Below are 27,000 nucleotides of genomic sequence, written 5' to 3'. Positions count from 1 at the left end.
GTGCGCTGCGCTCAGCCTTTAGGAGGTGTGCCATGGAAGGCAGTCCTAGTCGAAAAACCTGCATGTCGCCCTCGGCACGCCGCGAGGACTCCGCACACGCATAAACGCCACCGGCAGATCGCCAAAACCACCGCAAAGGCGCGCTGCACCCTTTGTGGGCTCAAGAGCTTGACGTGAGCGACATCTAGGTTTTTTGAAGCAAATACGACACGTACGCTAACTCCCCTCAACAAGGAGGACCCTATGCTGATGCTCAAAACCGTCACGGTACTCGAAGCCATCTCCAAGCGCCGCCGCACGGCGCGCCCTGCCGCTCATACCGGCCTGTCCAAGAACACCATATTCGCCGCCACCCATAGTGCCGAGGACGCCCTCGTACTGCTTGACGCCACGGCAAACGGCCTCACCGTCGAGCAGGCAACTGAGCGCCTGAACGCCGTCGGCCCCAACACCATCGAGGCAACGACCAAAACGCTCGCCCGCCGCATCGCCGACGCGTTCATCGATCCCTTCGCCGGCATCCTCGCCGCGCTCGCACTGGTCTCGCTCTACATCGACGTGCTCGCCGTGCCCGAACCGCAGCGCGACCCCTCCACGGTCATCGTCATCGGCACCATGCTGCTGGTATCGGGCGGCATGAAGTTTATCCAGGAAGCCCGCAGCGGCAATGCGGCAGAGGCCCTCAAGGACCTGGTCTCCAACACTTGCACCGCCCTGCGCGACGGCGAGCGCATCGAGATCCCCTTCGACGAGCTCGTCCCCGGCGATGTAATCCGTCTCTCTGCCGGCGATATGGTGCCGGCAGATGCCCGCATCATCACCGCGCGCGACCTGTTTGTGATCGAGTCCGCACTCACCGGCGAGAGCGAGGCCGTCGAGAAGACCACCGCCGTCACCGTCGTCGAGGGCGCCGACGGCTCCGCACTGCCACTCTCTGCCTGCAAGAACATCGTCTTTACCGGCACCTCCGTGCAAAACGGCGCCGCCATGGCGCTTGTCGTTGCCACCGGCTCGGACACCTACCTGGGCGGCATCGCCAAGATGCTCAACGGGCGCGGCGAAAAAAGCGCGTTTGACCGCGGCGTCTCGAGCGTCTCCATGCTGCTGGTGCGCCTGATGCTCGTTATGGCGCCGGCCGTCTTTGCCATCAACGCCGCCACCAAGGGCAACGTCATCGACGCGCTGCTGTTCGCCACGAGCGTGGCCGTGGGCATCACGCCGCAGATGCTTCCCGTCATCGTGACCACGAGCCTGTCGCAGGGCGCCAAGGACCTCGCCCGTCGCCAGGTTATCGTCAAGGAGCTGCCGGCGATTCAAAACCTCGGAGCGATGGACGTCCTGTGCTGCGACAAGACCGGCACCCTCACCGAAGACCGCATCGTGCTCGAGCGCTACCTCAACACCGATGGCAACGAGGACGCGCGCGTGCTGCGCCATGCGTTTTTGAACAGCTTCTTCCAGACCGGCCTCAAAAATCTTATCGACCTGGCCGTAATCGACCGTGCCGATGTGACGCCCTCGACCGTCGCACCCGATTCCATGCTGGGCCAGAGCCTGCGCGACCGCTACACCAAGGTCGACGAGGTTCCCTTCGATTTCTCGCGCCGTCGCCTGAGCGTAGTTGTCGCCGACGCCCAAGGCAAAACCCAGATGGTTACCAAGGGCGCTGCCGAGGAAATGCTCGAGATCTGCTCCTTTGTCGAGATCGATGGCATCGCTCAGCCGCTCACCGACGAGAAGCTCGCCCAGATTCGCAAGCAGATCGCCGGACTTAACGCCGAGGGCCTACGCGTAATTGCCGTGGCGCAGAAGACCAATCCGCGCTGCGTGGGCGAGTTTGGCATCGCCGACGAGTGCGACATGGTGCTGATGGGCTTTTTGGCCTTCCTCGATCCGCCCAAAGCAAGTGCCGCGGGCGCCGTCGCCACCCTCGAGGCCAAGGGCGTGGCGGTCAAGGTCCTAACCGGCGACAACGACCGCGTCGCCGCCACCGTCTGCGAGCAGATTGGTATCGATGCGAGCAACGTCTTGCTCGGCTCCGAGATCGATGCGCTCGATGACGCCGAACTTGCCAAGCGCGCCGAGAAAACCCACCTCTTCGCCAAGCTCTCGCCGCTGCAGAAGGCGCGCCTGGTACGTGTCATGCGCGAGATGCTCGGCCACACCGTGGGCTTTATGGGCGACGGCATCAACGACGCCGCCGCCACGCGTGCGAGCGATTGCGGCATCTCGGTCGATTCGGCCGTCGATATTGCCAAGGAATCCGCCGATATCATCTTGCTTCAGAAGGACCTGGGCGTGCTCGAGCGCGGCATCATCGAAGGCCGCCGCACTTACGGCAACCTGCTCAAGTACCTCAAGACCACGGTGAGCTCCAACTTTGGCAATGTGCTGTCCGTGACCGTCGCGAGCCTGTTCTTGCCGTTTTTGCCCATGAGCGCCCTGCAGCTGGTACTGCTGTCGCTGGTCTACGAGATCGTGTGCATCGCACTGCCGTGGGACACCGTCGATGACGCCTGGACTGCCCGCCCGCGTGCCTGGGACGCCGCGTCCATCAAGGGCTTTATGCTCGAGCTGGGCCCCGTGAGCTCGCTGTTTGACATCGTGACCTTCGCCGCGCTCTTCTTTGTCGTGTGCCCCGCCGCCGTGGACGCAAGCTGGTCCGAGCTTGCCGCCGCGGGCGACGTCGCGGGTATGGCGACCTTTGCTGCGCTCTTCCAGAGCGGCTGGTTTGTCGAGTCCATGTGGTCGCAGACACTCGTGGTCCACATGTTGCGCTCCCCGAATCTGCCGAGCCCGCGCGACCACGCCGCGCCCGCATTGTGCGTTCTTACCGTGCTGGGCCTGGCGCTCGTCACCTGGCTGCCGGCAAGCCCCATCGCCGATGCGCTCGGCCTCATGCCGCTGCCCACGAGCTTTTTTGGGCTGCTCATTGGCATCGTTACCGCCTATATCGCGCTCACCCAGCTGGCAAAGCGCCGCTACATTGCCCGCCACGGCGAGCTGCTGTAGCAAGTAGACGGAAAACACCCTGCCAGCTGCCGTTGCCACTACCACAGCTGCCAACGCCGCTGCCGTTGCCTCTGCCGCCGCCGCAGTCTATCCCCCCAGCAGTTGCGGTGAAATAGTTCCTGTTTAAAGCCCCGTGACTTTAATTTAGGGACTATTCCACCGCAACTTATTGGGAGATTAGCTAGTCCTTGGGTGTCCAGGACCAGAAGAAGTTGATGAGGGCCACGCGCGAGGCGGTACCGGCCTTTTTGTTGATCGAGGAAATGTGGCGATAGAGCGTGGAGCGCGAAAGAAAGAGCGTTGTGGCGATGTCCTGAACGCTCTGGTCCGAAACGACCAAGACCTCAAGAATATCGCGCTCGCGCTCTGTAAGCCCAAAGGTGGCGACGAAGGCATCAAGGCGTTCATCGGACGTGAGCTCCGCTGCCTCCACGGGCTCGGGGTCGGAGCATGTGGGCGCAAGATCCCCACCAAGATCGTCGGTGGCAAGCGGCAGTCCGTCCCGCATCGCGGCATCATCGGCTCGTTGCCCCAACTGCCCCAGCAGCGTAATCGCAATGCCCACAAACATCACGAGCGCCGCACCGACCGCAGCCAGCACATTTTGACTCGAGATAATCGCCACTGCCGGCGCCGTCACGAACATCGAGCACACGTTGTTGACGACGCGACCCATGCACGGCCAAAAATATGACCAGCGCGCATAGAGCGAGACGGCGGCATATTTTGTGGTAAAGAACACCACGAAAAAGCCCGAGCCCAGATAAAAGATGATCGTGGCAGCAAGCTCGTTGCCGCCATTGCCATCGACGATGAGCACAAAGAACGAAAGCGTGGACAGTATGGCGGCACATGTCATGCCGATATTCATATACGAGCGGCCGTGCAGGTCAAATAGTGCGCCAGCGACCAACGAGCTCACGACAAGCAGCAGGCGCGGCCAATCGCCCAAATCGACGGCTCCGACAGCATGCAGGGTTGTGAGGCCCGCGTTGAGAGCGGCGAATACGCCGGAAAGATACGCTGTCGCTATGGTCAGGCGGACCACGGCGCAGCGGAATGCCGCCTTTGCCTCGGGATCGTTTTGCCACTTGGCACCATATTCCAAAGCATCTACCGAAAGCCCGGCAACACTGGGTTCAAAGCTGGGATCGGACTCGTCGCGCAGCTTGGCGCGTCGGGCGCCGTGGAGCAACGCCACCTGCGCGATCGCACAGACGACCAGAACAGCCTGCTGAGGAATGCCGACAGGCATCACCATGTGGTTGAGAACCTGCACCAGAACGCCCATGGCGTAGGAAAGTGCGGCGGCGCGCGCCAAGCAGGGCGTCCGCGCAAAGCGCCGCGCAAAGTTTGCGTGGGCAGTCGATCCGCAGTAGCCCAGCGCGCAGCACGCTACCAAACCGCCGGCGATTACCACCTCAACCTGAACCGCCATAATCAACAGCAGCAATGCCGCCACCAGCAAAACGCCCGTGATGTCGCTCGTCGCGTCAATGGCATGGGGACGGCGATAGTACAGAATAGGACGCACAAAAAAGCCAATCACGCTCGCGCCGATAACAAGGCTCTCATAAATAACGACCTCGTTCGGAGACACGAACTCGGCCATGCGCACATCAAAAAGATACTCGCACGCCAAAAACGTGAAGAAGAACAGCGCCAGGCATATAATCTCCCGAATGCCCCGACGCAAATATGCGGTTGTGTCTCCCATGCCCCTCATGGTTAACCCCCAGCCGCTCAATTGTCTGGAAATCTATTTTAATAAAGAACCAGTCTCAATATCGAAGCCAGGCTTGAAATGCTGCAAATTTGACCCCAGCCGTTCACGTCAAACCGCGGTTTTGAGCCTCATGGACCAGAAGGGACACGCGCGGCCTCTAGCTCGGCAAGGAGTGTCTCCAACTACCACTCATTTAAGTACGTCCCCAATGAGTGGCCGAAGAGTGTCCCCCGCGATTAGTCGTTTAAGAACGTCCCCAATGACTAGTCAAAAATGGGCCATGTGTCCCAGTTGTGGAGACTCCTTGAGCCGTCTGGGTATCGCGAAGGATCGCGCACTCCCCCATCATCAAAAGCGACACACGCTACCAGTTGATGGGAGGCAGCCATGGGCTTCTTTGACAAGATGTTCGAGAAGAAAGAGTGCGCGATTTGCGGTACCGAGCTGGGACTTCTAGGTAAGACAAAAATCAATGAAGGCTACCTGTGCAAAGAGTGCGCCGGCAAGCTCTCCCCCTACTTTCACGGCTATCGCTCCAGCACCGCGGACGATATCCGTGAGCAACTCGCCTACCGCGAGGCCAACGCCGAGCGCCTGTCTTCGTTCAACCCCACGCGCACGCTTTCTGCCGGGCGCACCAATATTATGCTCGATGAGGACGCGGGCCTGCTGATCATCACTTCGCAGAGCCGCTGGCGCGACGCCAATCCCGACATCATCGAGTTCTCGCAGGTACTCGGCTGCGATATGGATATCGACGAGCATCGCACCGAGATCTATCGCGAGACCAAGGACGGCGAGCGCGAGAGCTACAACCCGCCGCGCTACGACCTAGATTACGACTTTAATCTGACCATCCACGTCAACACGCCGTACTTCACCGAGATCAACCTGCGCGTGAACGACTCCACCATCGATCAGCGCGGCTCCATCGAATATCGCGAGGCCAAGCGCCAGGCAACCGAAGTCCGCGATGCGCTGGTGCAGCTGCGTCAGAAGACACGCGACAGCGTCGTGGCCGCCAAGGCCCCCAAGACCGCGGTGACCTGCCCCTTCTGCGGAGCCACCACCATTCCCGATGCCAGTGGGCGCTGCGAATACTGCGGCGGCGCCATCGGCGCATAGCCCCCGGCAGCGAAAGGACCGATCATGGCCTTCGAGAGCGTTAACTATCAGTGCCCTGCCTGCGGTGGCCCCTTGCATTTTGCAAGCGCCGAGCAAAAGCTCGTCTGCGACTACTGTGACTCGCGCTTTGAAGTCGAAGAAGTCGAGGCCCTCTATCGCGAGCGCCAGGACAAGGCAGACGCCAAAGCCGATGCCGCAGCCGCAACGCCAAAGCCCGTCGCCGACGACGCGGTGCAGGAGCTCGCCCAAAACGCCGGCTACATCTGCTCGTCGTGCGGCGCCGAGCTCGTGTCCGACGGCACCGTCGCCGTCACCACCTGCCCGTACTGCGGCAACTCCGCCGTGGCGCCCGGCCAGCTCTCGGGCGACTTCTCACCCGACCTGGTGATTCCGTTTAAGCTCGGGCGCGACGACGTCACGGCCGCACTCAAGGAACACTACAAGGGCAAGATCTTGCTGCCCAAGAGCTTTGTCACCGGCAACCACATCGACGAGGTCCAAGGTGTCTACGTACCGTTTTGGCTCTACGGCGCCCGCGTTGACGGCGAAGTGCACTTTGACGCGACCAACGAGACCGTGACCGAGGAATCCGACCGCACCGTCACGACCACCGACCACTACGATGCCTATCGCAAGGGCAATATCTCGTTTAAGCGCGTGCCCGTCGACGGATCGTCCAAGATGCCCGACGGCCACATGGACGCCATCGAGCCGTTTGACTACGACGCACTGCGTCCGTTCTCGGTCGCATATATGCCCGGCTACATCGCCAACCGTTACGACGAGGACTGCGAGACCTGCAAGGCGCGCGCCGAGCGCCGTATGGAAGAAAGCACGATCTCGGCCCTGCGCGAGACCGTCGTCGACGAGTATGACGACGCCACGGTCGAAAGCAAGCAGCTCGACTACACCTGGGAAGACAGCGACTACGCCCTGTTCCCCGTGTGGATGCTTTCCACCTCGTGGAACGGCAAAAGTTATCTGTTTGCCATGAACGGCCAGACCGGCCGTTTGGTCGGCGAGCTCCCCTGCTCCAAGCCCAAGCTCGCCATCGCCTCGGTGCTGTTTTTCGTGATCGGATTTATCCTCTCCCAGATTCTCTTTATGGGGGAATACGCCTTCGATCCGGATTACCTCACCTTTGATATCGAGGGCATCCTCATCAACGTCATCGCGCCGCTGATCATCGTGATTATCGGAGACGTGCTACTGGTAGGCCAGCTCAAGACGGCCAACGAAGCAACCCATGCCGATGAGTATTGTGGCGAGCTCGACCTGACCGAGAAGCACGACACCTTCAGCCACACCGAGACCACCGTTGTCATGAAAGACGACAAGGACGACTAAGCGATCCAACCAATACCACCCGGCCTTTGACGAGAAAGGAAGATCACCATGGGACTCTTGAAAGCTGGATTGGGAGCTGCCGGCGGCGTCATGGCCGACCAGTGGAAGGAATTTATCTACTGCGAATCGATGCCTGCTGACGTCTTGGCCTGCAAGGGCAGCAAACGCACCGGTGGCCGCAGCTCCAACACGCGCGGCGAGGACAACGTCATCTCCAACGGCTCGGTCATCGCCGTCAACGACGGCCAGGGCATGCTCGTGGTGCAAAACGGCAAAATCATCGAAGTCGCGCTGGAGCCCGGTGAGTTCGTCTTCGATACCGGAAGCGAGCCGAGCGTCTTTAGCGGCAACCTGGGCGATTCCATCAAGGAGACCTTCGCCAATATCGGCAGCCGCTTTACCTTTGGCGGCGACGCGGGCAAGGACCAGCGCGTCTACTTCATCAACACCAAGGAGATCATCGGCAACAAGTACGGCACCGCCTCGCCCGTGCCCTTCCGCGTGGTCGATAACAACATTGGCCTGGACGTCGACATCTCCGTGCGCTGCAACGGCGAGTATTCGTACCGCATCACCAACCCGCTGCTGTTCTACACCAACGTATGCGGCAACGTGACCGATAGCTACACGCGCGACAAGATCGACAGCCAGCTTAAGTCCGAGCTGCTCACCGCCCTGCAGCCCGCCTTTGCCAAGATCTCGGAGATGGGCATCCGCTACAGCGCCATCCCCGGCCACACCACCGAGCTCGCCCGCGCGCTCAACGAGGTCCTCTCTGCCGACTGGCGTGACCTGCGCGGCGTCGAGATCGTGAGCTTTGGCGTTAACTCCATCGCCGCCTCGCAAGAGGACGAGCAGATGATCAAGGACCTGCAGAAAGCCGCGGTCATGCGCGATCCCACCATGGCGGCAGCCAACATTGCCAGCGCCCAGAGCGACGCGATGCGCGCGGCAGCCGCTAACCCCAACGGCGCAATGGCCGGCTTTATGGGCATGGGCATGGCAGGCGGCATGGGCGGCATGAACGCCAGCCAGCTGTTCGCCGCCGGCCAGGCACAGCAGCAGGCCGCCCCGCAGCCGGCTCCGGCGCCCGCCCCCGCACCGGCCCCCGCCGCCGCACCCGCGGCCGGCACGTGGACCTGCAGCTGCGGCGCCACCAACACCGGCAAGTTCTGCTCCGAGTGCGGCAGTCCCGCGCCCGCCCCGGCACCGGCCAAGTGGTTCTGCCCCAACTGCGGTAGCGAAAACGGCGGCAAGTTCTGCAGCAACTGCGGAACGCCCAGGCCCTAGCCCCTCCATCTGGTAATTGGCGGGGGATCCGCCACCCCCGCATTTGCTTCTATGGGTTTTCACACACGAAGGAGGACACCATGAAGACAACGTTCAAAAAGTCCGTACTCGCATTTCTGACATGCGTCCTGGCGCTCGCCTTTGCCCTGACGGGCTGCAGCGGCGGCGGCAAAGACCCCAAGGCCAACTTCGTCGGCAGCTGGGAACTCTCGGGTGGAACCTTGGACGGCGAAGAGCTCACCGATGAGTACATGGATATGCTCAAGGAGTGGGGCCTCAACTGTATCCTGATCCTCGACGAAGACGGCACGGGCGTCCTCGACATGTTCCTTGAGGTCGCCGACCTGAAATGGGAGGCCAAGGACGCCACCACCGTAACGATTACCGCCGAAGATGAGTCGCACGACCTGAAGCTCAAGGACGACAAGCTCGTCCTGGAGGTGGAAGGCGACAAGCTTATCTTTACGAAGTCCGACAAGGATCTGTCCGGTACGGTGAAGAAGGATCGCGAGGCGGCCGAGAAGGAAGAGGAGATCGATGAGGCCGTCGAAGACGAAGATGTCCAGAGCGTCGAAATCTCCCCCGCCGTCACCGTCGCCGATGACGACCTGTGCACCATCACCATCACCGAGAAGTTCAAAGACGACTGGGGCGACATCGGCTTTGTCGTCAACATCACCAACAAGAGCGACAAGGACCTGACCTTCTACGCTCCTTCCGGCAAGACCAACGTCAACGGCACTATGAAGGAACCCTGGTTCTCGGCTAACCTGATGCCCGGCACCAGCGCCACCGAGGAATTCACGTTCTCGAGCGGCGAGCTTGACAGCCTTGACGACCTGGTCAATACGACCATCGGCATCGACGCCTACCTGACCGATTCCTACGAGGACGTCGCCTCCTACAGCGCAACCATCGCGTAGCGGCAGACATCGACGGCCACGGATTGGCGGACACATCCGCGCACTTGCCAGGCGGGGCCGCAGGAGTTGATCCTGCGGCCCCGCCGCTTTATGCCGATGCGTAACGAGCGCTAGCGCTCCATGTTGGGAACGATGCTGCCCTCCGTTACTGCGCGCACGGCCAAGCGCATGATGTTGTCGTAGCCGGTCTTATTGAGAATCTCCGAGATGCGGCGTTTGATGGTGCCCTCGCTCATAAACAGCTCGGCCGCGATCTCGCGGCGGCTTTTACCCTCGCAGGCAAGGCGCAAGATCGACAGCTCGACATCGTCGAGGGCCGCCGTGCCCGAGAAGATGCTCTCGGGCGGCTTGGGAAACGTGCAGTAACCCGCCAGCGTGGAGCGCATCACGGCGAATAGCTCGTCGATACCGACGTTCTTGTACACAAAGCTGTCGACGCCCGCCTCGCGCGCCTGGTCCACAAAGGTGATTTCGGGCATACCCGTCATGATAATGACGCGGCACTCGGGCAGTTGTTCTTTGATGCGCGCCGCCGCCACGATGCCGTTGGAATCATGCTCGGTACATACGTCCATCAGTATCATGTCCGGGCGCTCCTTGAGCGCGACACCCAAGGCCTCGGAAGCATCGGCAATGGCGGAAACAACGGTCATATCGGGCTGGTCGCCAACGGAGCGCGCCAGGCTCTCGCGCAGGATGGCCTGGTCTTCGACTATAAGGACGCGGATCATGAACTTCTCCTTTGGACCGTGGCGTTGGAGGCGAGCGGGATGGACACCGTAAGCGTGAAGGGCGGGGCGGTGTGGACTTCCAGGCTGCCGCCCAGATTCTGTGCGACATGCCTCATACCAGGGATACCCGTTCCCTCGCGATACGATACGGGTGCAGGCGCGCCGTCGTTAGAAACGGTCATCCGCGCAACAGCGCCGTCTTCCGACGTCTCCTGCCACAGACGCACGCGGACCCGATGCGCCTGCGCATGCTTGGTGGCATTGGTCGAGGCCTCGCGGATAATCTGCAAAAATGCGGCGGCGACACGCGCGTCCTCAGGAAGCGCACCCTCAACATCGATCTGCACACTCACCAGGCCAAAGGCATGGACGATATCTCCCAGTTGCTCTGCCGGTTCGGTGTCGCCCCCGCTGCGCAGATCGGCAGCGATTGAGCGCAGCAGCGGGTCGATCTGCTCGAGTGACTCGTCATCCAGGCGCCCCTCCTCCAGATAACGATGGAGGATGGACAGGCGCTGCCCGATCACGTCGTGCACGCGAGCGCGCATACGCAGATAGGCCGCATTGTCAGCAACTTTTTTGACTTCTTCGATCTGGGCTTGGAGCTCTTGGCCCGCAAGCTCAAGCAGGTGGTTGGCTTGCGCCAGGCGATCATGAGCATGCGCATACTCTGTTACATCCAGGCCGATAATGCGCTCGAAGAGGCGGCCCGAAACCATAACGTCATCGTGCACGAACAAGCGAATCTCGGCGGGAGAAACCTCGACCACAACGCGCGCCTCACCAAAGCGGTCCAGATTAATGCGCACGCGGTTCTGGCTGCTTTCGGGCATTTGCATGCTGAGTTTGCGCAGGTCGTTCCATGTACCGCTCATATCGCCTAGATCGGTGGGCATATGAAGCTCCACCAGGTTTTTTCGCATACAGCGGTTCATGAGCAGCGGACGGCCCCTCGGGTCCAGATACAGGATGCCCACGGGAATCACGTTGATGGTCTCGATCGTCGAGAACGCGGTGATATCCTCCTGGCGGTTGCGGACATCCATCAAGAGCGCCGCAATGGAGCGGAACAGGAAAAACGCTCCCTCTGCGATAAGGACAACGGTCCACGCCGAGCCCATGGCAAAAACCACCGGCGGCGTCACGGCGGCAACGAGCAACAGTTCGGCCAGCATGACGGGGCGACGATAGTGCACCATAAGCACCACGCCGTAGGCAAAGATCACGGCATTGAGCCACAACGCTCTGCCCATTGCCCTGGCGCAAACGTCAAGCGGCGCCACCAGATATGAGCCAGACGACGCGAACAAGATGAGCGCCGAAATAACTAGGTGAAGTACAAGGCTCGCCTCGTAGGCACAAATCACCTTACGGTTATAGGACGAGCGGCGCGATGCGATGAGCGGGACGTGAATCGTCTGCAGACACGCAGCCAGGGCAAAGACAACATCGAGCGCAACGATTTGGGGAAGGATGAGCGAAATCTGCATCGTCACTCACCCGCCCGCGGCATCAAGACGATCATGCGCAGCTGGCCGGGCTCGCCCTCAAGGCGGTATGCCACGTTGCGCCCTTGCAGAGCGCTTTCGAGCTCTTGCGCGGCGGGCGTCTGCGAAAGATCTGCATCATCGTTGGAAAAAAGCGTGGCGCGCAGCTCGACACTGCATCGGTCATGGTCGCCCAAGTGATACATAAGCGCCGGATGGTCGGTGGTGTAGGCAAAAAACGCAAAGTCATACACGCAGTCGTACAGGGCGCTTACCGTACTGGCGTGCAGCGGGCGCCGTATAGCGATAATCGAGGCGCAATCGATATCGATGGTGCGCAGGTCGCTTGCGAGCTCGTTGGCAATGAGCTGAATGCGGTCGCGATCAAAACCGCTCTCCCCGTGCTGTGCCAACGTGAGCGACCCTTTGCGCTTGCAATAGGCGACGAGCATCTTGGCTCGCTGCAGCATGCGGTAACGCTCGTGCGAAGACGCTTCATCGGTCAACGGCGGCAGCGAGCTCAGCGGGTCGTACATCCCTTCGAGCGCGCGGGCAAGCGCCTGGTCCACGTCTTGAACCAGCAAGGTCTCGGCCTCTTGATCTGCCAGGTGCGTCTTAAGGTCGTAGTCGGCAGCGAGCAGCTCGTTTTGACGCTGCAGCTCCATGCGACGATGTGCCAGTTCACGGTTAAGCTCGTTGAGATCCGACACGTCTTGGGCAAGCAGGGCCGATCCGCCCAGCAGTGGAAAGGCACGGTACATCACATCGGGATCGGACGCCACGGCAAAGGCATGGGCATGCCCGTGTTCCTGGGCTCGCAGCTCTTCGCACACGCCCGCCGGCATTGGCTTCGACACCGGCGTGGCATAGACTTCCTGCAGGTCGCGCGTTAGAACTTTGAGGTCGAGCGGCAGGGTATCGAAAATGCCGGCGATGTCGTGATATGACGGAATGACACCGCAATCGAGACAGATTTCCATCGCCGCCACGCACAAGACGCAATAGATGAGCGAGAAGTTGAGCCTCCATGCCCAGGGCGCACGCAACGCATATGAGATGGCAAAGAACGCGCCGCCCAGCAGCACGAGCGCCGCCGTGCCCGAGAAACGTTGGATGCGAAAGGACGAGGACCGGCCCACCAGGATAAAAAAGGCCACAAAGTTAAAGGCCGTCCACACGAGGACGGCGAAATAACCCCAGCCGTACGTGTAATCGTTGCTCCAGGTGTCGCTTGTACGGTCAAAGTGGAAGACCTGCTGGTGAAAATCGTTGGTGAGCACAAATCCGATAAGCAGGATAGCCACAATCCACAGCGCAGCGCAGTAGCGGCGACCCAGGCGGTGTTGCTCCAGGCCCGCAAGGCGCAGACCACACAACTGGTAGAGCAGCGGAATGAGTGTCATGGGCACGTAGTACAGGTACCACAGCACGGTGGCATAGAACGGCGTGAACGACTTGTACTTGAGAATGACTTCGATCATCCACAGGGCGCAGATGGTGGCGACGGCAACAAGGCGGCGGCGCAGCACATAGTCCAAACAGCGCAGATAGACCGATACGCCCCAGATCGAAAATATAATTGCGGCGACAAGCAGCGGGAGAGAGCTCGAGTGGGCGAGCGCATCCACGACCTCTTCGGACACCTCGCTATAGGCGGGCACGGCGTTAGAAAGTTTGGGGTCGAAGGCGAACAGCGCCGGCAAGACTGCCAAAAGCATGAGGAACAGCGCAGTGATGACGCCGGCGATAGCAAAGACGCGGTGGCGGTACATCCGATGTGTTATGCCAACAAGGAATCGCGGCATGGCGAAGAGCCTGCCACCCCTGGGATCCGCCACGGGTGCGGATCGGGCGGCCGCGTGGCCGATATGTCGCTCGCAGGTACCCATAGTGCTTTTAGTGTACCGACAGATGGGTCGAAAAAGCGGGCCGCATGTCCCAAAATCCGCAGACGGCAAGGCGCCCGGCAGCCTCCCCCGTCTGGCACTTCCCGATATCCGCCCGCCCCAAACCACCGCAAAGGAGACAGGCACCTTTGTGGTGGTTTGGGGCGATGCGCTAGTCCACGGTGATGTCGAGATTTTTGCCGATGAGGCCTACGTAGCCGCCTTCGGCTGCCTTGGGGCTGTCAGCATGGCAGAGGACCCACTTGTCGGCCTTCCAGTAGCAGTAGCTGTCGCCGGCCGCAGGCATGTCGGCCGCGACCTCGGGGCGCGGGCCGTTGGTGCCGGCGGGCAGCGCCACCATCACCTGGAAGCCACCGTCGTCGACCATGCACGGCGTGTAGTGGAGCGTGGTGTTGAAGACTTCGACGACCGTACCCGCCGGCACGCGAAACGCCTTGACGCACGCGGTGTCGAGCTTGCCGTCCTCGATCTCCCAGCGATGCGCCACGAGCAGGATAAAGTCGCGAGCGCCCAGGTTGAATTCGCTCGCGCGGTGATACTCCAGGCAGTTGAGTCGTGTATTGTGGCCGTTGCACCAGCCGAGCTGGAAGGGACGGCCACCAAACATGAGAAAGCCAAGCTTGTCGGCATCCTTGACGTCCTCGAGCTCCGGCGCACTTGCAACGTACTTGCTGCCCTCGGGAATGGGCGTGGCAGAGAGCGCCTCGAGCACGGGCGACGTAAGCTCGGACGGAACGTTATCCCAAACGTTGCCATAGGATTTGAACTCGGGATCGTTGACAGAGTAGATATGCATGTTCACTCCTGTTTGTAAATGTGACTATACGAACATTCTAGAACAAACATGAGCGATTTTGAACGCTCGTCCCGACCAATCAACAAAAAGGCGCCCCCGCATAAGCGAAGGCGCCCAATGCGCGCGTTTTGGGCGATAAAGCCCTTACGCCTGCTGATAGTGCAGGTGCTTCTCGTCGATATCGGCCAGGTCGCGGTCGAGGTAGCGGCGCGCAAGCCAGTTGGCCATGGGGAGGTTTTGGTCCAGGTAGTTACCGCATTCCTCGGGAGCGGCACCGGGGACATCGCCCTCAAAGTCGGCGATAAACTCAAACAGCTCGCGGACGAGCGGCAAGATCTTCTCGCTCGTCAGCTCGCCAAAGACAACCAGGTAAAAGCCCGTGCGGCAGCCCATGGGGCCAAAGTAGACAATGCGGCTCGACCACTCGGCATGATTGCGAAGGAACGTCGCGCCCAGGTGCTCAATGGTGTGGCACTCGGCGGTGTTCATGACCGGCTCCTTGTTGGGCGTGGTCAGGCGCAGGTCAAACGTGGTGACGGCAGCACCGGTCGCCGGATCGCGGTCGATGCGGCTCACATACACGCCGGGCTCAAGCAGCAGATGGTCAACGGAAAAACTCGCGATGCGCTCCATGGCAGATCCTCTCGGCAATCAATTTGGGACGGGCTCTTTTAGCTGGTTCGAATGGTCGCACCAATCATACCAGTCAAAAAAGCCCCGTCCCAAAAAGACAACTTAGCCAAGGACACGGGCCATACGTGTCTTGAACTCGGACAGGAAGCGCGGAGCATCCACGGTCAGTGCCACAAGCGCGCTCTTGTCCGGATCGGACAGGCGACGCTCATCGCAGATGGTGCGACCGCGGTACTCGCCCAGCAGATCAACACGCAGGTTGCAGCCGAGCGCACCTACGAGCGTGGGGTCGATCGCCACGGCAACGGCCAGCGGATCGTGCAGCGCACAACCACCCAGGTAGGGTGCGTTCATCTCGTACGAGCCAATGTAGTGCTCGACCATGCTCGCAAATGCGCAGCCCGCCATAGTGCCCGAGCCCGTCCAGCCGGCAATGTCGCGGCGCGTGAGCACCACGCGATGCGTCACGTCCAGACCCACCATGGTGAGCTTACGGCCCGAGCGCAGCACCGCGTCGGCTGCCTCGGGGTCGCTCGCCATATTGGCCTCGGCGCCCGCGCTCACGTTGCCGGGCACGGTAAGGGCACCGCCCATCACGACCACGCGGCCGATGGACATCACCGCCGCCGCATCGCGCTCCAGGGCGAGCGCCAGGTTGGAGAGCGGGCCAGTCGCTACGTAGACCAGATCGGGACCATAGGTGCGCGCGGCATCGATCAGATAATCGACCGCAGCGTTGCCGTCGGCCGAGGTCGCCCCCACCGGCTCGTAGGGCGACACGGGCACGCTCGCGCCGCCGATGCCGTTCTTGCCGTGAATGAGCGCGGTGGACGCCGGCGGCGTATAAGGCTCAGTCGCCTGCAGAGGACGGTCGGCGCCCAGGTACACCGGCACCTCGGGACGACCCAGCAGATCGAGCACCGCCAGGCAATTGTGCGCCGATTGCTCGACGCGCACGTTGCCAAAGCACGTGGTGATGCCCACGAGCTCCACCTCGGGGCTCGCGATGGCATAGGCCAGCGCCATCGCATCGTCCACACCCATATCCAGATCAAGGATCAGCTTCTTGATTGCCATTGTTCTACTCCGCTTCTCCGTCTTTATCGTTTAACCAAACCAATGTTCAACTTCGGCGCGCGTGGGAATCGATTGCTGAGCGCCCAGGCGCGACACCGTCACTGCCGAGGCGCGAGCACCCGCGGCCATGCACTCAAAGAGCGGCAAGCCCTCTAGGCGAGCCGCCGCCAACGCGCCGATAAACGTATCGCCGGCAGCCGTGGTATCGACTACCGCGCTCGAAAGTGCCGGCATGCGCAGCAGCTCACCGCCATCGCCGAGCGTAACCGAGCCGGCGCCGCCCAGCGTGATGACCGCGGCGCCGGCGCCCTTAGCAAGCAGGGCATTGAGCGCGGCGGCGCAGCTCCCATCGTCCTTGGGCAGGATACCCATTAGCACCTGACACTCGGTCTCGTTGGGGCAGACCAAGTCGACCGCAGGCCAGACCTCCGCAGGCAACTCACAAGCAGGCGCTGGATTAAAGACCGTATAGAACCCCAGCTCGTGAGCGCAAACAAGCGCATCGGCCGTCGCTGCAAGGTCACATTCACCCTGGGCGATAAAGACGCTTCCGGCAGCCGGGGCAATCTCGCTGGCGTCGCCGTCGAGCTCATGGGCCACCAGACGCCTCAACGCGCAGGCAACGTCCGCGCCCGCAAGCGCATAGTTGGCGCCCGGTGACAGTATGATGCGGTTGTCGCCCTCGCAGCGAATGATGGTCGCCGTTCCCGTCTCCACGTCATCGCGATGCACTACAAAGTCACAGTCCACGCCGGCGTCTTGGAGCCCCACCACGAGCGACGCGCCGAACGCGTCGCGACCGACCGCGCCGATCATGTGCGTGCACGCGCCCATACGCGCGGCAGCTACAGCCTGATTGGCGCCCTTGCCGCCGGCGTTGGTGATAAAACCGCTACCACCGACTGTCTCGCCCGCGCGCGGTATGCGCTCGCACGCCACCGAAAGGTCCATGTTCATGCTGCCGAACACCGCAACGATGCCGCGATCTGCCATGGAAACCTCCTCATCTGCGGGCTTTGCACCCACCGTCGACCGTCGATTGCGCGCCTTCGCACCTCTATAACTTTAGTTCACTTTGATGTGAACGCACCCTTGAGGTTGCGCCAGCAGCAAGCATTCACAGGAGCAGGCAGCTACAATGAATACGTGCTGATTATTCTCGTCATTGGATGATGTTTTATGGAACAATTCTCGCAATCGGGCTCGCGCGGTCGACGCCGCACGGGCAACGAGCCGGCGCCGCACGAACGCGTGAAGAGCGAACGCCGTGCCAACGAGCCGCGACGCACCACGAGCCCCCATCGCACTTCTGCCAACAACGCGGGCCGCGCCAACACTCCCGCCGCGGAGCAGACGCCTGCTCGCCCCAAGTCCCGCTACATCCCTGCACTCGACGGCCTGCGCACGCTCGCCGTCGTCGCGGTGGTGCTCTATCACCTTAACCTCACGTGGGCTCAGGGCGGCCTGCTCGGCGTCACGATCTTCTTTGTGCTTTCGGGCTATCTGATCACGCGCTTGCTGCTCAACGAAGTCGCTAAGACCGGCCGCATCGACCTCAAGAGCTTCTGGATCCGCCGCATCCGTCGCCTGGTCCCCGCCGTGGTGACCGTCGTGGTGGTGACCTGTGCTCTGTGCACCGTCTTCAACCACGTGATGCTCACCAAGATGCGCCCCGACATCCTGCCGTCGCTGTTGTTCTTCAACAACTGGTGGCAGATTGCCCAAAACGTCTCGTACTTCAATGCTCTGGGCGACCCCTCGCCGCTCACGCACTTTTGGTCGCTTGCCATCGAGGAACAGTTCTACCTGATTTGGCCGCCACTGCTGTTTGCCATGGTATCCATGCATGTGAGCAAACCCAACACGCGCCGCGTGGTTCTGGGCCTTGCCGCGGTATCTGCCCTCGCCATGATGGTGCTTTACAACCCTGCCGCCGACCCCAGCCGCGTGTACTACGGCACCGACACCCGCGTGTTCTCGCTGCTGCTGGGTGCCTGGATGGCCTTTATCCCCGATCGCGACCTGGCGCCGGTGCGTCTCGCTCGTCGTTTGGGGCTCGACCGCTTGGTCGGGGCCGCCAAGCACGGCAAGAACGCCGAGGGCAAGCCTGGCGAGAAGGCCGACGAAGCAGCCGAGACCGCCCCGGCACAGCCGAGCGTCCTCGTGCGTTTTTGGTCCTCGCCCGCATCCATCGATGTGTTGGGCGTCGTGGGTCTGGTTGGCCTTGCCGCCATGGTCGCGCTCACCAACGGCTACACCGCCTTCCAGTATCGCGGAGGCACGCTGCTGTGCTCGATCCTCACGCTCATGGTCATCGCGGCCTGCGTGCAGCCCCAGGGAATGGTTGCCCGCGCGCTGTCCGCCGAGCCGCTCGTATGGGTTGGCAAGCGCTCGTACAGCATCTACCTGTGGCACTATCCCCTGCTGTTGCTTATGAACCCGGTCGCCAACATCAACGATACACCGTGGTGGCAGTACATTTTGCAGGTGCTGTTGGTGGTCGCCGTGGCCGAATGCTCATATCGCTTTATCGAGACGCCGTTTAGAAAGGGCGCCTTTGGGCGCACCGTATCCGAGTTCCGCGACGGCACCGCCACGCCCGCCAACTGGGTGCGCGCGCACGTCCCTGCCTGCGCAGCCTGCGCTGTCGTGTTGGTCGTTGCACTGGGCGGCCTGATCTTTGTGCCCGAGACGTCTGCGCTGAGCGGCGAGGGCGCCGAAGTTCTGAACAAGGAAGCCAAAAACACCGCACCCACCGACCAGCAGGCGGCCGACGACACCGACAAGGACAACGACGGCTTCCCCGACGGCTCCTACGACCTGTTGATGATCGGTGACTCCGTGTCGCTGCGCGCCGTTGATTCCTTTGACGGCGTGTTCCCGCACAGCCATATCGATGCCGAAAAGGGCCGCCAGTTCGATGCGGGCCGTGCGACATTTGAGGGCTATCTTCAACAGAACCTTGCCGGCAAGATCGTGGTCTTTGCGCTGGGCACCAACGGCTTGGTAACCGACGACCAAATCGACGCCATCATGGCCGATGCAGGAGATAAGCGTATTGTGGTGTTTGTGAACACGCGCAGCCCGCAGCCGTGGGTTGGCTCTACCAACCAGGCCATCGCCAACGCCGCTACGCGCTACAAGAACGTACGCGTTATCGACTGGTACGGATACAGTGCCAACCGCAACGACCTGTTCGATGGCGATGGCACGCATCTATCGACCACTGGCGTGACTGAGTACCTCAACTTGATCCACGATGCCGTCAAGAAGGACCTGCCCGTACACCCCGAGGATCACGTCAACGATCCGCAGCCGGCAGCCGTCAAGTCTGCCACCGACGCACTCGTCAATGCGCTCGCTCTCAAGCCGCACAAGCTAGGCACCGACAAGTAACCTGCAGCGCAAACTTCCCACATCCGGAGGGGGTGTCTGCCACGGCAGACACCCCCTCCGGCAGTTAGGGACACTCCTGGCGCAGCCAATGAAGACCTCTACGGATGAATTCCAGGCCGCTCCGTCGCTCCAGACATCGTTTCCGCGCCTCGTGCCTGCCCCAAACAATCAAAACAAGCCCTTTTCGCCGCACTCTCAAAGGTCTGTGGGCAAAAAAGGGCAAATATGAGTACTGTTACCATTTTAGTAGCAGGCAAAACCACCCAAAATGACGTCCGAGCGACCCCTACAACCCCCTAAAGCAGCCAACCTGACTGGTTTAAGGCGTATTACAGCCAATTTTAATGAACATACTATAGGTTATGTTTATTATCCTCTTGGATGTAAATGCTATTCACTTAGCAACAGTACTCATATTTGGCATTTTTTGCCCACTGCCATATAGCTAACACCCTATAGCAGACAAAAACAGGCCGCAGCCCATCGCTGCGGCCTGTTCGGAAGCAAAAGAGGCGCTAAGCGCTGTAGCCCATCGCCTGCAGGACAAACATGACAACCGTGAGCACCGTAATCACGGCGATAGTCGCCCAAGTGAGCACGTTCCACACACGGCCGTTGCGGTTGGCACCCATGATGTGACGGTCGGCGGCGATAACCACCTGGAACACCAGAACCACGGGCAGCAGCACGCCATTGATGACCTGCGAGGTCATCATAATCTGGAACAGATCGACGCCGGGCATAAGCACCAGCACGGCAGAGATACCGATGATGGCCGTAATGATGCCGCGGTAAACCGGGGCCTCGTCCCAGCTGCGGTCGGCACCGCGCTCCCAGCCAAATGCCTCGCAGATAGCGCTCGACGTAACGCCCGGCAGCACGCAGGCAGCCAAGAAGCTCGCCGCGACCAGGCCCGAGGCAAACAACACCGTGGACCACTGACCCGCAATAGGCTCCAGCGCGCGGGCAGCATCGGCAGCATCGCTAATCTGAATGCCCGCCGGGAACAACACCGTACCGGTCGTGATGATAATAAAGCCGGCAATGACATCGGCAGCAAGCGAGCCGCTCACGGTATCGATGCGCTGCAGCACGATATCGTCCTCGCCCGCGTTCTTATCGACCACGTTGTTCTGCGCCAAGAAAATCATCCACGGCGCGATGGTGGTACCGATCGTCGCGACCACGAGCGACACGTAGCTGGGGTCATTTTGAATGTTAGGCACGACCAGGTCGACCGCGACCTCACCCCAGTTGGGGCCAGCCATAAACGCGGCGACAATATAGGTCACGAAGACGCAGCTTACCAGCAGCAGAATCTTCTCGATGCGCTGGAAACTACCCGACATGGTAAGCATCCACACCAGCAGCGCCACCAACGGCACCGAAATGCTCGCCGGCACGCCAAAGAGAGCAAGGCCGCTGGCGATGCCCGCAAACTCCGAAATGGTAACAGCCGTGTTGGCGATCAACAGCGCCGCCATAGCAAGTACACTCTTGCGCACGCCAAAGCGCTCGCGAATGAGCGATGCCAGGCCCTTGCCCGTGACGCAGCCGCAGCGTGCCGCGGTCTCCTGCGTCACGATGAGCAGCACAGTCATGACGGGAAGCATCCAGAGCATCTTGTAGCCATAGCTGGCGCCCGCGCTGGAATACGTTGCAATGCCGCCGGCGTCATTGCCCGAAAGCGCCGCCAGCAGACCGGGACCCATAGCGCCAAAGATGGCCGCGATGGTCAACTTTTGCTTCGTATTTTGCACGCGACCACCTACCCCATGACCGACATGGTGAGCAGCACCGCGGCGATGCAGTACGCCACACACGAGATCATGACGGCGATGACGTTCATGGCGGTACCCGACGTATTGAGGTCGTGCTCATCGCGCCAGAACAGCACCATCAGGTAAATCACGGCGCTCATGTTGCCCACCAGGCAGATGATGGCCGCGATGTTAAAGCAGCCGGTAAAGAGCTGCTCCTCAAACATAGGGGCATCGAGGAACGCGGCAGTGCGCACCAGTTGCGCGCACAGGTAAGTAACAAGCGAAAGGATCAGGCCCATACCCGTGCTCTGGAAGAAGAATCCCAGGTACGGTTTGGGCTCATCGTCGTGACCGTCATACTCCAGGAAGTAGTTCTTGACGAACGACACCATGCGCGAGGCCGCCAGCAGCACGAGCGGCATGGCGCACATGGGGAACACCACCAGATGCGCGGAGCCCAGCGCCGTCCCCAGCACCGTCGCCATAATGCACGAGGCGATGCCCCACACGACGACCCAGTACTGACGATGCACGAACCAGCTGAGCACGTTCGTCGAGTCGTCCGACGCGCTATCGCCCGAGCCGACACCGGCGATCTGCAGGTCCTCCTGATGCTCCTCGGCGATAACGTCCATGGCGTCGTCGAAGGTCACGATGCCCAGGATATGACGGTTCTCGTCGCAGACAGGGATGGCAACCAGGTCGTACTTGGTCATCTCGTCCGTCACGTCTTCCTGGTCCTCGTCGGGCGACACGTAGACCAGGTCGCGATAGGCGAGCTGGCCCAGCGTGGCATCGCGGTCGGCCACGATCAACGTGCGCAGCGAGAGCACGCCGGTGAGCATGCCGCTCGGATCCTCGGTATAGACGTAATAGACACTCTCGAAGTCCTCATCGAGTTTGCGAATCGCCTCGATGGCATCGCCGACCGTCGCCGTGGCGGGCAGCGAGACAAACTCCGAGGTCATGATGCGGCCGGCGGTGTTGTCCTCATAGCCCAGCAGGTTACGAATCGCCTTCTCCTCCTTGACGCCCATCAGGCGCAGGAGCTTCTCGGCCTTCTCGTAATCGAGCTCGTCGATCAGGTCGGCGGCGTCGTCCGGGTCCATCATGGCCAGCATCGACGATGCGTCCGTATCGGACAGGCCCTCGAGCATCTCGGTCATGAGCTCGTCATCATCGAACTCCGAGATGGCCTCGGCGGCCTGGGCGGTGTCGAGCTGCGCGAACACCTGCGCACGCAGGCGCGGGTCGAGCTGCTCGATGATGTCGGCAATGTCGGCAGGGTGCAGCTCGCCAAGCGTCTTGTGCGACACCGAGAGCTGGATGTTCTTAGTCGAGCGATCGAGCAGGTCCATGTAGGACCAAGCGATAATGTCCTCACTGAGCGGCTTGCCCAGGTGCTTCATAAAGCCCTCGACGATATGCTCGAGTGCGGGGCTGATCGCGCGCAGCAGACCGCGGGCGCCCACTTCGGCGCCCAGCAGGCGCAGCTGGTTTTCGCCCGACATGGAAAACTTGATGTCGTTTACGCGCACGACCTTCATGCCCTGCGTGTCGACAATCTGCTTGTTGAGCACGTCGCGGGCAAGCAAGAGTTCGGTCGGCTGCAGGTACGAAAAACGGATTTCGGTGGCCGACGTCTTAAGGTGTACACCCGTCTCGTCGATACGGTCGACCCATTTGCGCCAGCTGATCATAAACGGCGTCTTGCCGGGTCCGCGGAACGCGAGCGACGTCACGTGCGGAAAAACTTCGCCGGTGGCAATGCCAAAATCGTTCACTACGCCGAGCTTTTCGCCATCGACGTCCAAGACCGGCAACTTGAGCATCTCACTCAGATAATTCAATGGTGCTCCCCATCATTATTCCTTCGGGCTGCGGCCGTGATGGCGCACGCTCCGTGGGCTTCTGGATATGTATACGCATGCGCGGGCGGCACGCCGCTCGACGCTTACACCCCGTGCATGCGCAAAAAGCACCTGCATGGGGTCATCGACTGTATGGTCGAGGTTTGGATTTCACCTGTAACCTTTCTCTTGACCCTCATTAACCGCAGTAACTATAGCATCAGCATCGCCCTGCGGCATCGAATTTATGCGCTGCACATTGCAGGCATACCAAACACTGACGCATCCGTGACATAGTCATTGGGGACGTTCTTAAATGACTACCCAATAACTACTCTGTGGTGTCGTCGTCCTCGGCAAGCTGGGGGAACACGGCGTCCTTGGGCATGGTGGCCTTCGTCAGCGAGGTGAGCTTTTTGCTCAGCGACGTGTCCGTCTTGACCAGGTCGCTGAGCGTCACGATCTTGTAGCCGTCGGCAATGAGGCCGTCGATAATCTGCGGCAGCGCCTCGAGCGTCTGCTCGGCGCATTCGTCTCTATCGGTGAGCAGCACGATATTGCCCGGCGTCACCGAATCGAGCACCGTCGAGACCTGCTCGTCGGCACCGTTGAGCAGCCAGTCGCCCGAGTCAATATTCCACGAGACCACGGCGGAGACCAGGTCCATCGCATCAATCCAGTTTTGTTCGTCAAAGGCAGCGTAGGGAGCACGCAGCAGCATCGTCTTCACGCCGGTCGCCGACTTAATCGCATCGGTGCCTTTCGTGATCTGTTCGCGTACCGCCTCACGGTCCTGATCCTTGAGCGAATCGTCGCTGTAGCTGTTGGATCCGATCTCGCACCCGGCATCGACAATCGCCTTGGCCGTGGCAGGCGAGGCCTCGGCCGCATCGCCCGAAAGGAAGAACGTCGCGGTGACGCCCTTTTCCTTGAGCACCTGCAAGATCTGTTTGGTGGCGCCGCTCGGACCCTCGTCAAACGTCAGCGCCACGTACTTTTTGTTGCCCTTGGGCGCCACGCTGGCGCACGCAACAACGCAATCGGTGGCGGGCACAACCTCGCCGCGGTCTTGCGTCTTGCCCGACTGCTCACCAACCCACACCTCGGAGCGGCCCTGGACACCCCACGTCTGCACATACTCGATAGCGCCCGTGCCTTCGACCTTGAGCTTGGGCTCGATAACCGTAGCCTGAACCTCGTGCTTCTCGTAGATGTTACGGCCATCCTTGACCGTCACCTTCTCGCCACCCTCAAGTTCGCGGCTATCCCATTTGCCCTGCTTCACGCGCTTGCCGTCGACCTTCACCGACAGCTTTTCGCCCCCATGGCGCTTGAGCACGCTGTCATCGACGGCTAGCAGGTCGCCTGCGTCGTAGGTGTCAGTCAAATCCTGTTCGTCGATGAGATTCTGCAGCGTAGAGCCCACGCGCACCGCGGTCTTCTGGCCGTTGAGCTCCACGTCCACGCTGCGGTTGACGTAGCCCACGACGGCAGCGATAAACAGCACGAGCGCGCAACCCACGGCGATCAGCGCATAGGGCAGGCGAGACGAACGACGGGGCGTACGGCTGTTGCCGATGCGAGCGCTGCGGTCGCTAAAGCCGCGGCTATGGTTGAGATACATCGCGCCGGGCTTACGGTGACGCTTGCGCTGACCGCTGGGCAGCTGCCCCAGATCGCGGCGCGCCGTCGGACGCGCGCCCGAACGCCCGTTTAAGCTGGATCCGTTTTGGCGCATGTGCCCTCCCCCATAAACACAGCAAGCCGGAGCAACAGGTCTCCGGCTTGCCTCCCATCATTTGGTACGTCGCTATTTTGTAGCTTTTGACGAGCCGCCACTCGCCTTTTGGTATTCGTCCTTAAAGGCCTTGAACATGCCGCGCGTCTTGCCGAGCTGCTTGCCCAGTGCGCGACTGCCCTTGTCCACGGCAACCGATCCCTTGTCATCGAGCACCCTGGCGCCCTTCTTGACCTTATCGCCCACCACGACGCTTGCCTCGGCAGCCTTTGCGGCGGCGCCGCCCGAATACCCGAGCGACTTGGCCTCGTCCGAGACGACCATCGCGCCGTTCTCGTAGCCGCGCAGCATCGTCGGCGGCACCTGCGTGTCACCAACCAAAACACTCGAAGCAGCACCGGCGGTCACATAGAATGCCTGCACGATGCCCGAACGCGGCTTGAACTCCACATCCGAGCAATAGCCCACGACGTCGCCCGATTCCGTGCGCACGTCCATACCGACCCAGATGATGCAATCGTCCAGGTTGATGTCGAGGCGCTTGGCGGCGGCGGCATCGTACGTGTCCTTGACGTCATCGACCGCAATGGCGCCCTCGTAGACACCAATGGCGTCGAGCGCTACGAATCGATCGGGGCGCTCGATCATGCCCGCGATATCGGACTGGCGGACCATAAAGCCGACCACGCGCGTACCGCCCGGGGTAAAGACCGGAAAGTGAATCTTTCCGAGCTTTTTAGGGCTGCGCGGCGTGCCGTCCTTTTTGGTGCGCTTGTCCTCGGTGGGCTTGCGATAGATCTTGGCGCCGACAAAATCCCCGGCGCGCATTATGCCTCGGTCGAGGGCTCCGCAGCCTCGGTATCAGCCTCGACGGCGTTCTCGACCACAACGTCGGCGGCAGGCGTCACGTTGCCGCCCGAAATGGCGTCGTTGAGCTGCTCGCGCAGCTGGTCCATGCGCTCGCGGGCCAGGTCGACCTTGGCGCGCAGGTCGTCGGTCTTGGCGTCGACCATCGGGCCAAAGTCATTCACCGCAGCACGGGCCTCCTCGGCGCTGTGCTCGTAGGTGTCGCGCATATTGTCCCAGGCGTCGTTGGCGATATCGGCAGCCATGGCGCGGGTCTCGGCGCCCGAGCGCGGGGCCAGAGCAACGCCGACAATAGCGCCGGCAGCGGCACCAAAAAGTGCGCCGGAGACAAAGCTGAAAGTCTTACCCATGATCATTCCTCTCCTGCGGGCACGTCGGTGCCCACCGTTTGAATGCTGTCCATTATACCCGCAGCGCATCACTTGCCGCTCCGCTCATCTGCGTACGGCAAAGGCGCAGGTATGTGATGGTGATAAACGCCTAGGCCTACTCCTGGGGCATAGCCGGCATGGCCACCGTGGCACCCGGGTCCTCGCCGGCGCCGTCCACGAGCGGCAGACCGCCCTCATGCGCAGGTCCTGCCGGAACCGTCGCCGCACCGCCAAAGACGGCAGCGGAGGCCTCGTGGTTCTCGGCAACCGCGCCCTCGGTATCAATCGCCACCTGGGGCTCGTCGTCAAAGTTGGGGACACCCTGGGGCTCGGTGGGAACGGGCTCGGCGGTCGCATCGGAAACGGGCTCGGCGTCGACCGGCGCATCGCCCTCGTCAGCGCCCTCGTCAGCGCCCTCGTCCTCGGCAGCATCTTCGCCGTTCGCAGCGGCGACGGCCTCGTGAGGATCCTTGCCCTCGGCCTCGGCGCGCATGCCCAGCACCAGGTTGCGCAGGCCCGCGACCGTGCCCCCCACGTCGGGGGCAGGCTGGTCGGCGTGCAGATAGGCCCAGTCCATCATAAAGGTGGCCGAAGACAGCGCACCGATGGCCAGCGCGTCGTCGGGGCACGAAAGCTCAACCTCAAAGACGCGCTCGTCGTGCTCGCTTACGCGCGTGCGGCCGCACGAGATGCTACCGGCAAGACCGGTCTCGTTCATGAGCTCGACCGTCACATGCTCCAGCAGGTGGCAGAGCTCGGTCTGGCCCATGCAGTCCTGGAACTCGCGACCGGAATCGCCCAGGCACAGGTGCTTGGCAATCGCCGGCACCAGGTAGTACACGCGCGCCGTGGCCTCGATGTCCTCCGAGGTCATGAGCGGCATGCCGGGGTTCACCAGCACATGCGCGCAGATCTTGTCCTCGCTGACGGTGACCTTAAGGATGTTGAACAGGCCTGCCAT

General features: G+C 61.5%; 20 protein-coding genes. 6 read left to right on the top strand and 14 right to left on the bottom strand.

Features of this window, described 5'->3' with window-relative positions; all coding sequences use genetic code 11:
- Positions 1-243 precede the first annotated feature (243 nt).
- Positions 244-3,012 carry a magnesium-translocating P-type ATPase gene (mgtA, locus tag AAAX75_RS03020; RefSeq protein ID WP_349091056.1) on the top strand — a complete coding sequence of 923 codons (2,769 nt, stop codon included), beginning with the start codon at positions 244-246 and terminating at the stop codon, positions 3,010-3,012.
- A 181-nt stretch (positions 3,013-3,193) separates the two neighbouring features.
- Here mgtA and AAAX75_RS03015 read toward each other — a convergent pair whose 3' ends face one another.
- The gene (locus tag AAAX75_RS03015) at positions 3,194-4,729 is read right to left on the bottom strand and encodes a helix-turn-helix domain-containing protein (RefSeq protein WP_349091054.1); all 1,536 of its coding nucleotides are present in this window, start codon (positions 4,727-4,729) and stop codon (positions 3,194-3,196) included.
- Between the two features lie 396 nt (positions 4,730-5,125).
- On the opposite strand from AAAX75_RS03015, the gene AAAX75_RS03010 reads away from it, so the two are divergent.
- The 4 genes from AAAX75_RS03010 (at position 5,126) to AAAX75_RS02995 (ending at position 9,423) form a co-directional block, all read left to right on the top strand.
- Complete coding sequence (locus AAAX75_RS03010) at positions 5,126-5,863, top strand: DUF4428 domain-containing protein (RefSeq protein WP_349091052.1); 738 nt, start codon at positions 5,126-5,128, stop codon at positions 5,861-5,863.
- 24 nt (positions 5,864-5,887) lie between these two features.
- Positions 5,888-7,210 carry a hypothetical protein gene (locus AAAX75_RS03005; RefSeq protein WP_349091050.1) on the top strand — a complete coding sequence of 441 codons (1,323 nt, stop codon included), beginning with the start codon at positions 5,888-5,890 and terminating at the stop codon, positions 7,208-7,210.
- Positions 7,211-7,258: 48 nt separating this feature from the next.
- On the top strand, positions 7,259-8,500 hold the full coding sequence (locus AAAX75_RS03000) for an SPFH domain-containing protein (RefSeq protein ID WP_089573532.1): 1,242 nt from the start codon (positions 7,259-7,261) through the stop codon (positions 8,498-8,500).
- An 80-nt stretch (positions 8,501-8,580) separates the two neighbouring features.
- Complete coding sequence (locus tag AAAX75_RS02995) at positions 8,581-9,423, top strand: hypothetical protein (protein ID WP_349091048.1); 843 nt, start codon at positions 8,581-8,583, stop codon at positions 9,421-9,423.
- Between the two features lie 110 nt (positions 9,424-9,533).
- Here the strand turns inward: AAAX75_RS02995 and AAAX75_RS02990 are convergent, their stop codons facing one another.
- The 7 genes from AAAX75_RS02990 to AAAX75_RS02960 form a co-directional block, all read right to left on the bottom strand.
- Positions 9,534-10,154 carry a response regulator transcription factor gene (locus tag AAAX75_RS02990; protein WP_006236292.1) on the bottom strand — a complete coding sequence of 207 codons (621 nt, stop codon included), beginning with the start codon at positions 10,152-10,154 and terminating at the stop codon, positions 9,534-9,536.
- Positions 10,151-11,644, bottom strand: coding sequence for an ATP-binding protein (locus AAAX75_RS02985; protein ID WP_349091047.1), 1,494 nt, complete (start codon positions 11,642-11,644; stop codon positions 10,151-10,153). The genes AAAX75_RS02990 and AAAX75_RS02985 overlap by 4 nt, the downstream gene beginning before the upstream one ends.
- Before the next feature lie 2 nt (positions 11,645-11,646).
- On the bottom strand, positions 11,647-13,446 hold the full coding sequence (locus AAAX75_RS02980) for a histidine kinase N-terminal 7TM domain-containing protein (protein ID WP_349091045.1): 1,800 nt from the start codon (positions 13,444-13,446) through the stop codon (positions 11,647-11,649).
- A 253-nt stretch (positions 13,447-13,699) separates the two neighbouring features.
- On the bottom strand, positions 13,700-14,344 hold the full coding sequence (locus AAAX75_RS02975) for a DUF4867 family protein (RefSeq protein ID WP_161115218.1): 645 nt from the start codon (positions 14,342-14,344) through the stop codon (positions 13,700-13,702).
- Between the two features lie 144 nt (positions 14,345-14,488).
- On the bottom strand, positions 14,489-14,977 hold the full coding sequence (locus AAAX75_RS02970) for an S-ribosylhomocysteine lyase (RefSeq protein ID WP_349091043.1): 489 nt from the start codon (positions 14,975-14,977) through the stop codon (positions 14,489-14,491).
- Between the two features lie 102 nt (positions 14,978-15,079).
- Positions 15,080-16,054 (bottom strand): nucleoside hydrolase, encoded by a 975-nt coding sequence (locus AAAX75_RS02965; protein ID WP_349091041.1) that lies wholly within the window; start codon positions 16,052-16,054, stop codon positions 15,080-15,082.
- Positions 16,055-16,084: 30 nt separating this feature from the next.
- Positions 16,085-17,047, bottom strand: a complete 963-nt coding sequence (locus AAAX75_RS02960; RefSeq protein WP_349091040.1) for a ribokinase — start codon at positions 17,045-17,047, stop codon at positions 16,085-16,087.
- A gap of 186 nt (positions 17,048-17,233) precedes the next feature.
- Between AAAX75_RS02960 and AAAX75_RS02955 the strand changes: the two genes are divergently transcribed.
- Complete coding sequence (locus AAAX75_RS02955; RefSeq protein WP_349091038.1) at positions 17,234-19,450, top strand: acyltransferase family protein; 2,217 nt, start codon at positions 17,234-17,236, stop codon at positions 19,448-19,450.
- A 515-nt stretch (positions 19,451-19,965) separates the two neighbouring features.
- On the opposite strand, the gene AAAX75_RS02950 is transcribed toward AAAX75_RS02955, so the two are convergent.
- The 6 genes from AAAX75_RS02950 to AAAX75_RS02925 all read right to left on the bottom strand — a co-directional run bounded on the left by AAAX75_RS02950 (position 19,966) and on the right by AAAX75_RS02925 (position 27,000).
- Positions 19,966-21,162: an Nramp family divalent metal transporter gene (locus tag AAAX75_RS02950; RefSeq protein WP_099432833.1), complete on the bottom strand. Its 1,197-nt coding sequence runs from the start codon at positions 21,160-21,162 to the stop codon at positions 19,966-19,968.
- Positions 21,163-21,218: 56 nt separating this feature from the next.
- Positions 21,219-23,063, bottom strand: a complete 1,845-nt coding sequence (locus AAAX75_RS02945; RefSeq protein WP_349091037.1) for a CBS domain-containing protein — start codon at positions 23,061-23,063, stop codon at positions 21,219-21,221.
- Positions 23,064-23,394: 331 nt separating this feature from the next.
- Complete coding sequence (locus AAAX75_RS02940) at positions 23,395-24,801, bottom strand: polysaccharide deacetylase family protein (protein WP_349091035.1); 1,407 nt, start codon at positions 24,799-24,801, stop codon at positions 23,395-23,397.
- Positions 24,802-24,873: 72 nt separating this feature from the next.
- Positions 24,874-25,629, bottom strand: coding sequence for a PRC-barrel domain containing protein (locus AAAX75_RS02935; protein ID WP_349091033.1), 756 nt, complete (start codon positions 25,627-25,629; stop codon positions 24,874-24,876).
- Complete coding sequence (locus tag AAAX75_RS02930) at positions 25,629-26,018, bottom strand: YtxH domain-containing protein (protein ID WP_035136593.1); 390 nt, start codon at positions 26,016-26,018, stop codon at positions 25,629-25,631. Before AAAX75_RS02930 ends, AAAX75_RS02935 begins: the two co-directional genes overlap by 1 nt.
- 136 nt (positions 26,019-26,154) lie before the next feature.
- The gene (locus AAAX75_RS02925) at positions 26,155-27,000 is read right to left on the bottom strand and encodes a hypothetical protein (RefSeq protein ID WP_349091032.1); all 846 of its coding nucleotides are present in this window, start codon (positions 26,998-27,000) and stop codon (positions 26,155-26,157) included.

It is taken from the genome of Collinsella sp. CLA-ER-H7 (assembly GCF_040092345.1).
Classification (GTDB): Bacteria; Actinomycetota; Coriobacteriia; order Coriobacteriales; family Coriobacteriaceae; genus Collinsella.
The sequence above is the reverse complement of the archived record's forward strand: the minus strand, read 5'-3'. Positions and strand labels throughout refer to the sequence as shown.

Bases quoted from the DNA above. Each gene is read 5' to 3' on its own strand.
- AAAX75_RS02955 (WP_349091038.1), top strand. From the start codon at position 17,234: ATGGAACAATTCTCGCAATCGGGCTCGCGCGGTCGACGCCGCACGGGC.
- AAAX75_RS03010 (WP_349091052.1), top strand. From the start codon at position 5,126: ATGGGCTTCTTTGACAAGATGTTCGAGAAGAAAGAGTGCGCGATTTGC.
- AAAX75_RS02935 (WP_349091033.1), bottom strand. From the start codon at position 25,629: ATGCGCGCCGGGGATTTTGTCGGCGCCAAGATCTATCGCAAGCCCACC.
- AAAX75_RS02985 (WP_349091047.1), bottom strand. From the start codon at position 11,644: ATGCAGATTTCGCTCATCCTTCCCCAAATCGTTGCGCTCGATGTTGTC.
- AAAX75_RS03000 (WP_089573532.1), top strand. From the start codon at position 7,259: ATGGGACTCTTGAAAGCTGGATTGGGAGCTGCCGGCGGCGTCATGGCC.
- AAAX75_RS02950 (WP_099432833.1), bottom strand. From the start codon at position 21,162: ATGGGTCCCGGTCTGCTGGCGGCGCTTTCGGGCAATGACGCCGGCGGC.
- AAAX75_RS02930 (WP_035136593.1), bottom strand. From the start codon at position 26,018: ATGGGTAAGACTTTCAGCTTTGTCTCCGGCGCACTTTTTGGTGCCGCT.
- AAAX75_RS02970 (WP_349091043.1), bottom strand. From the start codon at position 14,977: ATGGAGCGCATCGCGAGTTTTTCCGTTGACCATCTGCTGCTTGAGCCC.
- AAAX75_RS02980 (WP_349091045.1), bottom strand. From the start codon at position 13,446: ATGCCGCGATTCCTTGTTGGCATAACACATCGGATGTACCGCCACCGC.
- AAAX75_RS02990 (WP_006236292.1), bottom strand. From the start codon at position 10,154: ATGATCCGCGTCCTTATAGTCGAAGACCAGGCCATCCTGCGCGAGAGC.
- AAAX75_RS02995 (WP_349091048.1), top strand. From the start codon at position 8,581: ATGAAGACAACGTTCAAAAAGTCCGTACTCGCATTTCTGACATGCGTC.
- AAAX75_RS02960 (WP_349091040.1), bottom strand. From the start codon at position 17,047: ATGGCAGATCGCGGCATCGTTGCGGTGTTCGGCAGCATGAACATGGAC.
- AAAX75_RS03015 (WP_349091054.1), bottom strand. From the start codon at position 4,729: ATGGGAGACACAACCGCATATTTGCGTCGGGGCATTCGGGAGATTATA.
- AAAX75_RS02975 (WP_161115218.1), bottom strand. From the start codon at position 14,344: ATGCATATCTACTCTGTCAACGATCCCGAGTTCAAATCCTATGGCAAC.
- AAAX75_RS02965 (WP_349091041.1), bottom strand. From the start codon at position 16,054: ATGGCAATCAAGAAGCTGATCCTTGATCTGGATATGGGTGTGGACGAT.
- AAAX75_RS02925 (WP_349091032.1), bottom strand. From the start codon at position 27,000: ATGGCAGGCCTGTTCAACATCCTTAAGGTCACCGTCAGCGAGGACAAG.
- AAAX75_RS02940 (WP_349091035.1), bottom strand. From the start codon at position 24,801: ATGCGCCAAAACGGATCCAGCTTAAACGGGCGTTCGGGCGCGCGTCCG.
- mgtA (WP_349091056.1), top strand. From the start codon at position 244: ATGCTGATGCTCAAAACCGTCACGGTACTCGAAGCCATCTCCAAGCGC.
- AAAX75_RS03005 (WP_349091050.1), top strand. From the start codon at position 5,888: ATGGCCTTCGAGAGCGTTAACTATCAGTGCCCTGCCTGCGGTGGCCCC.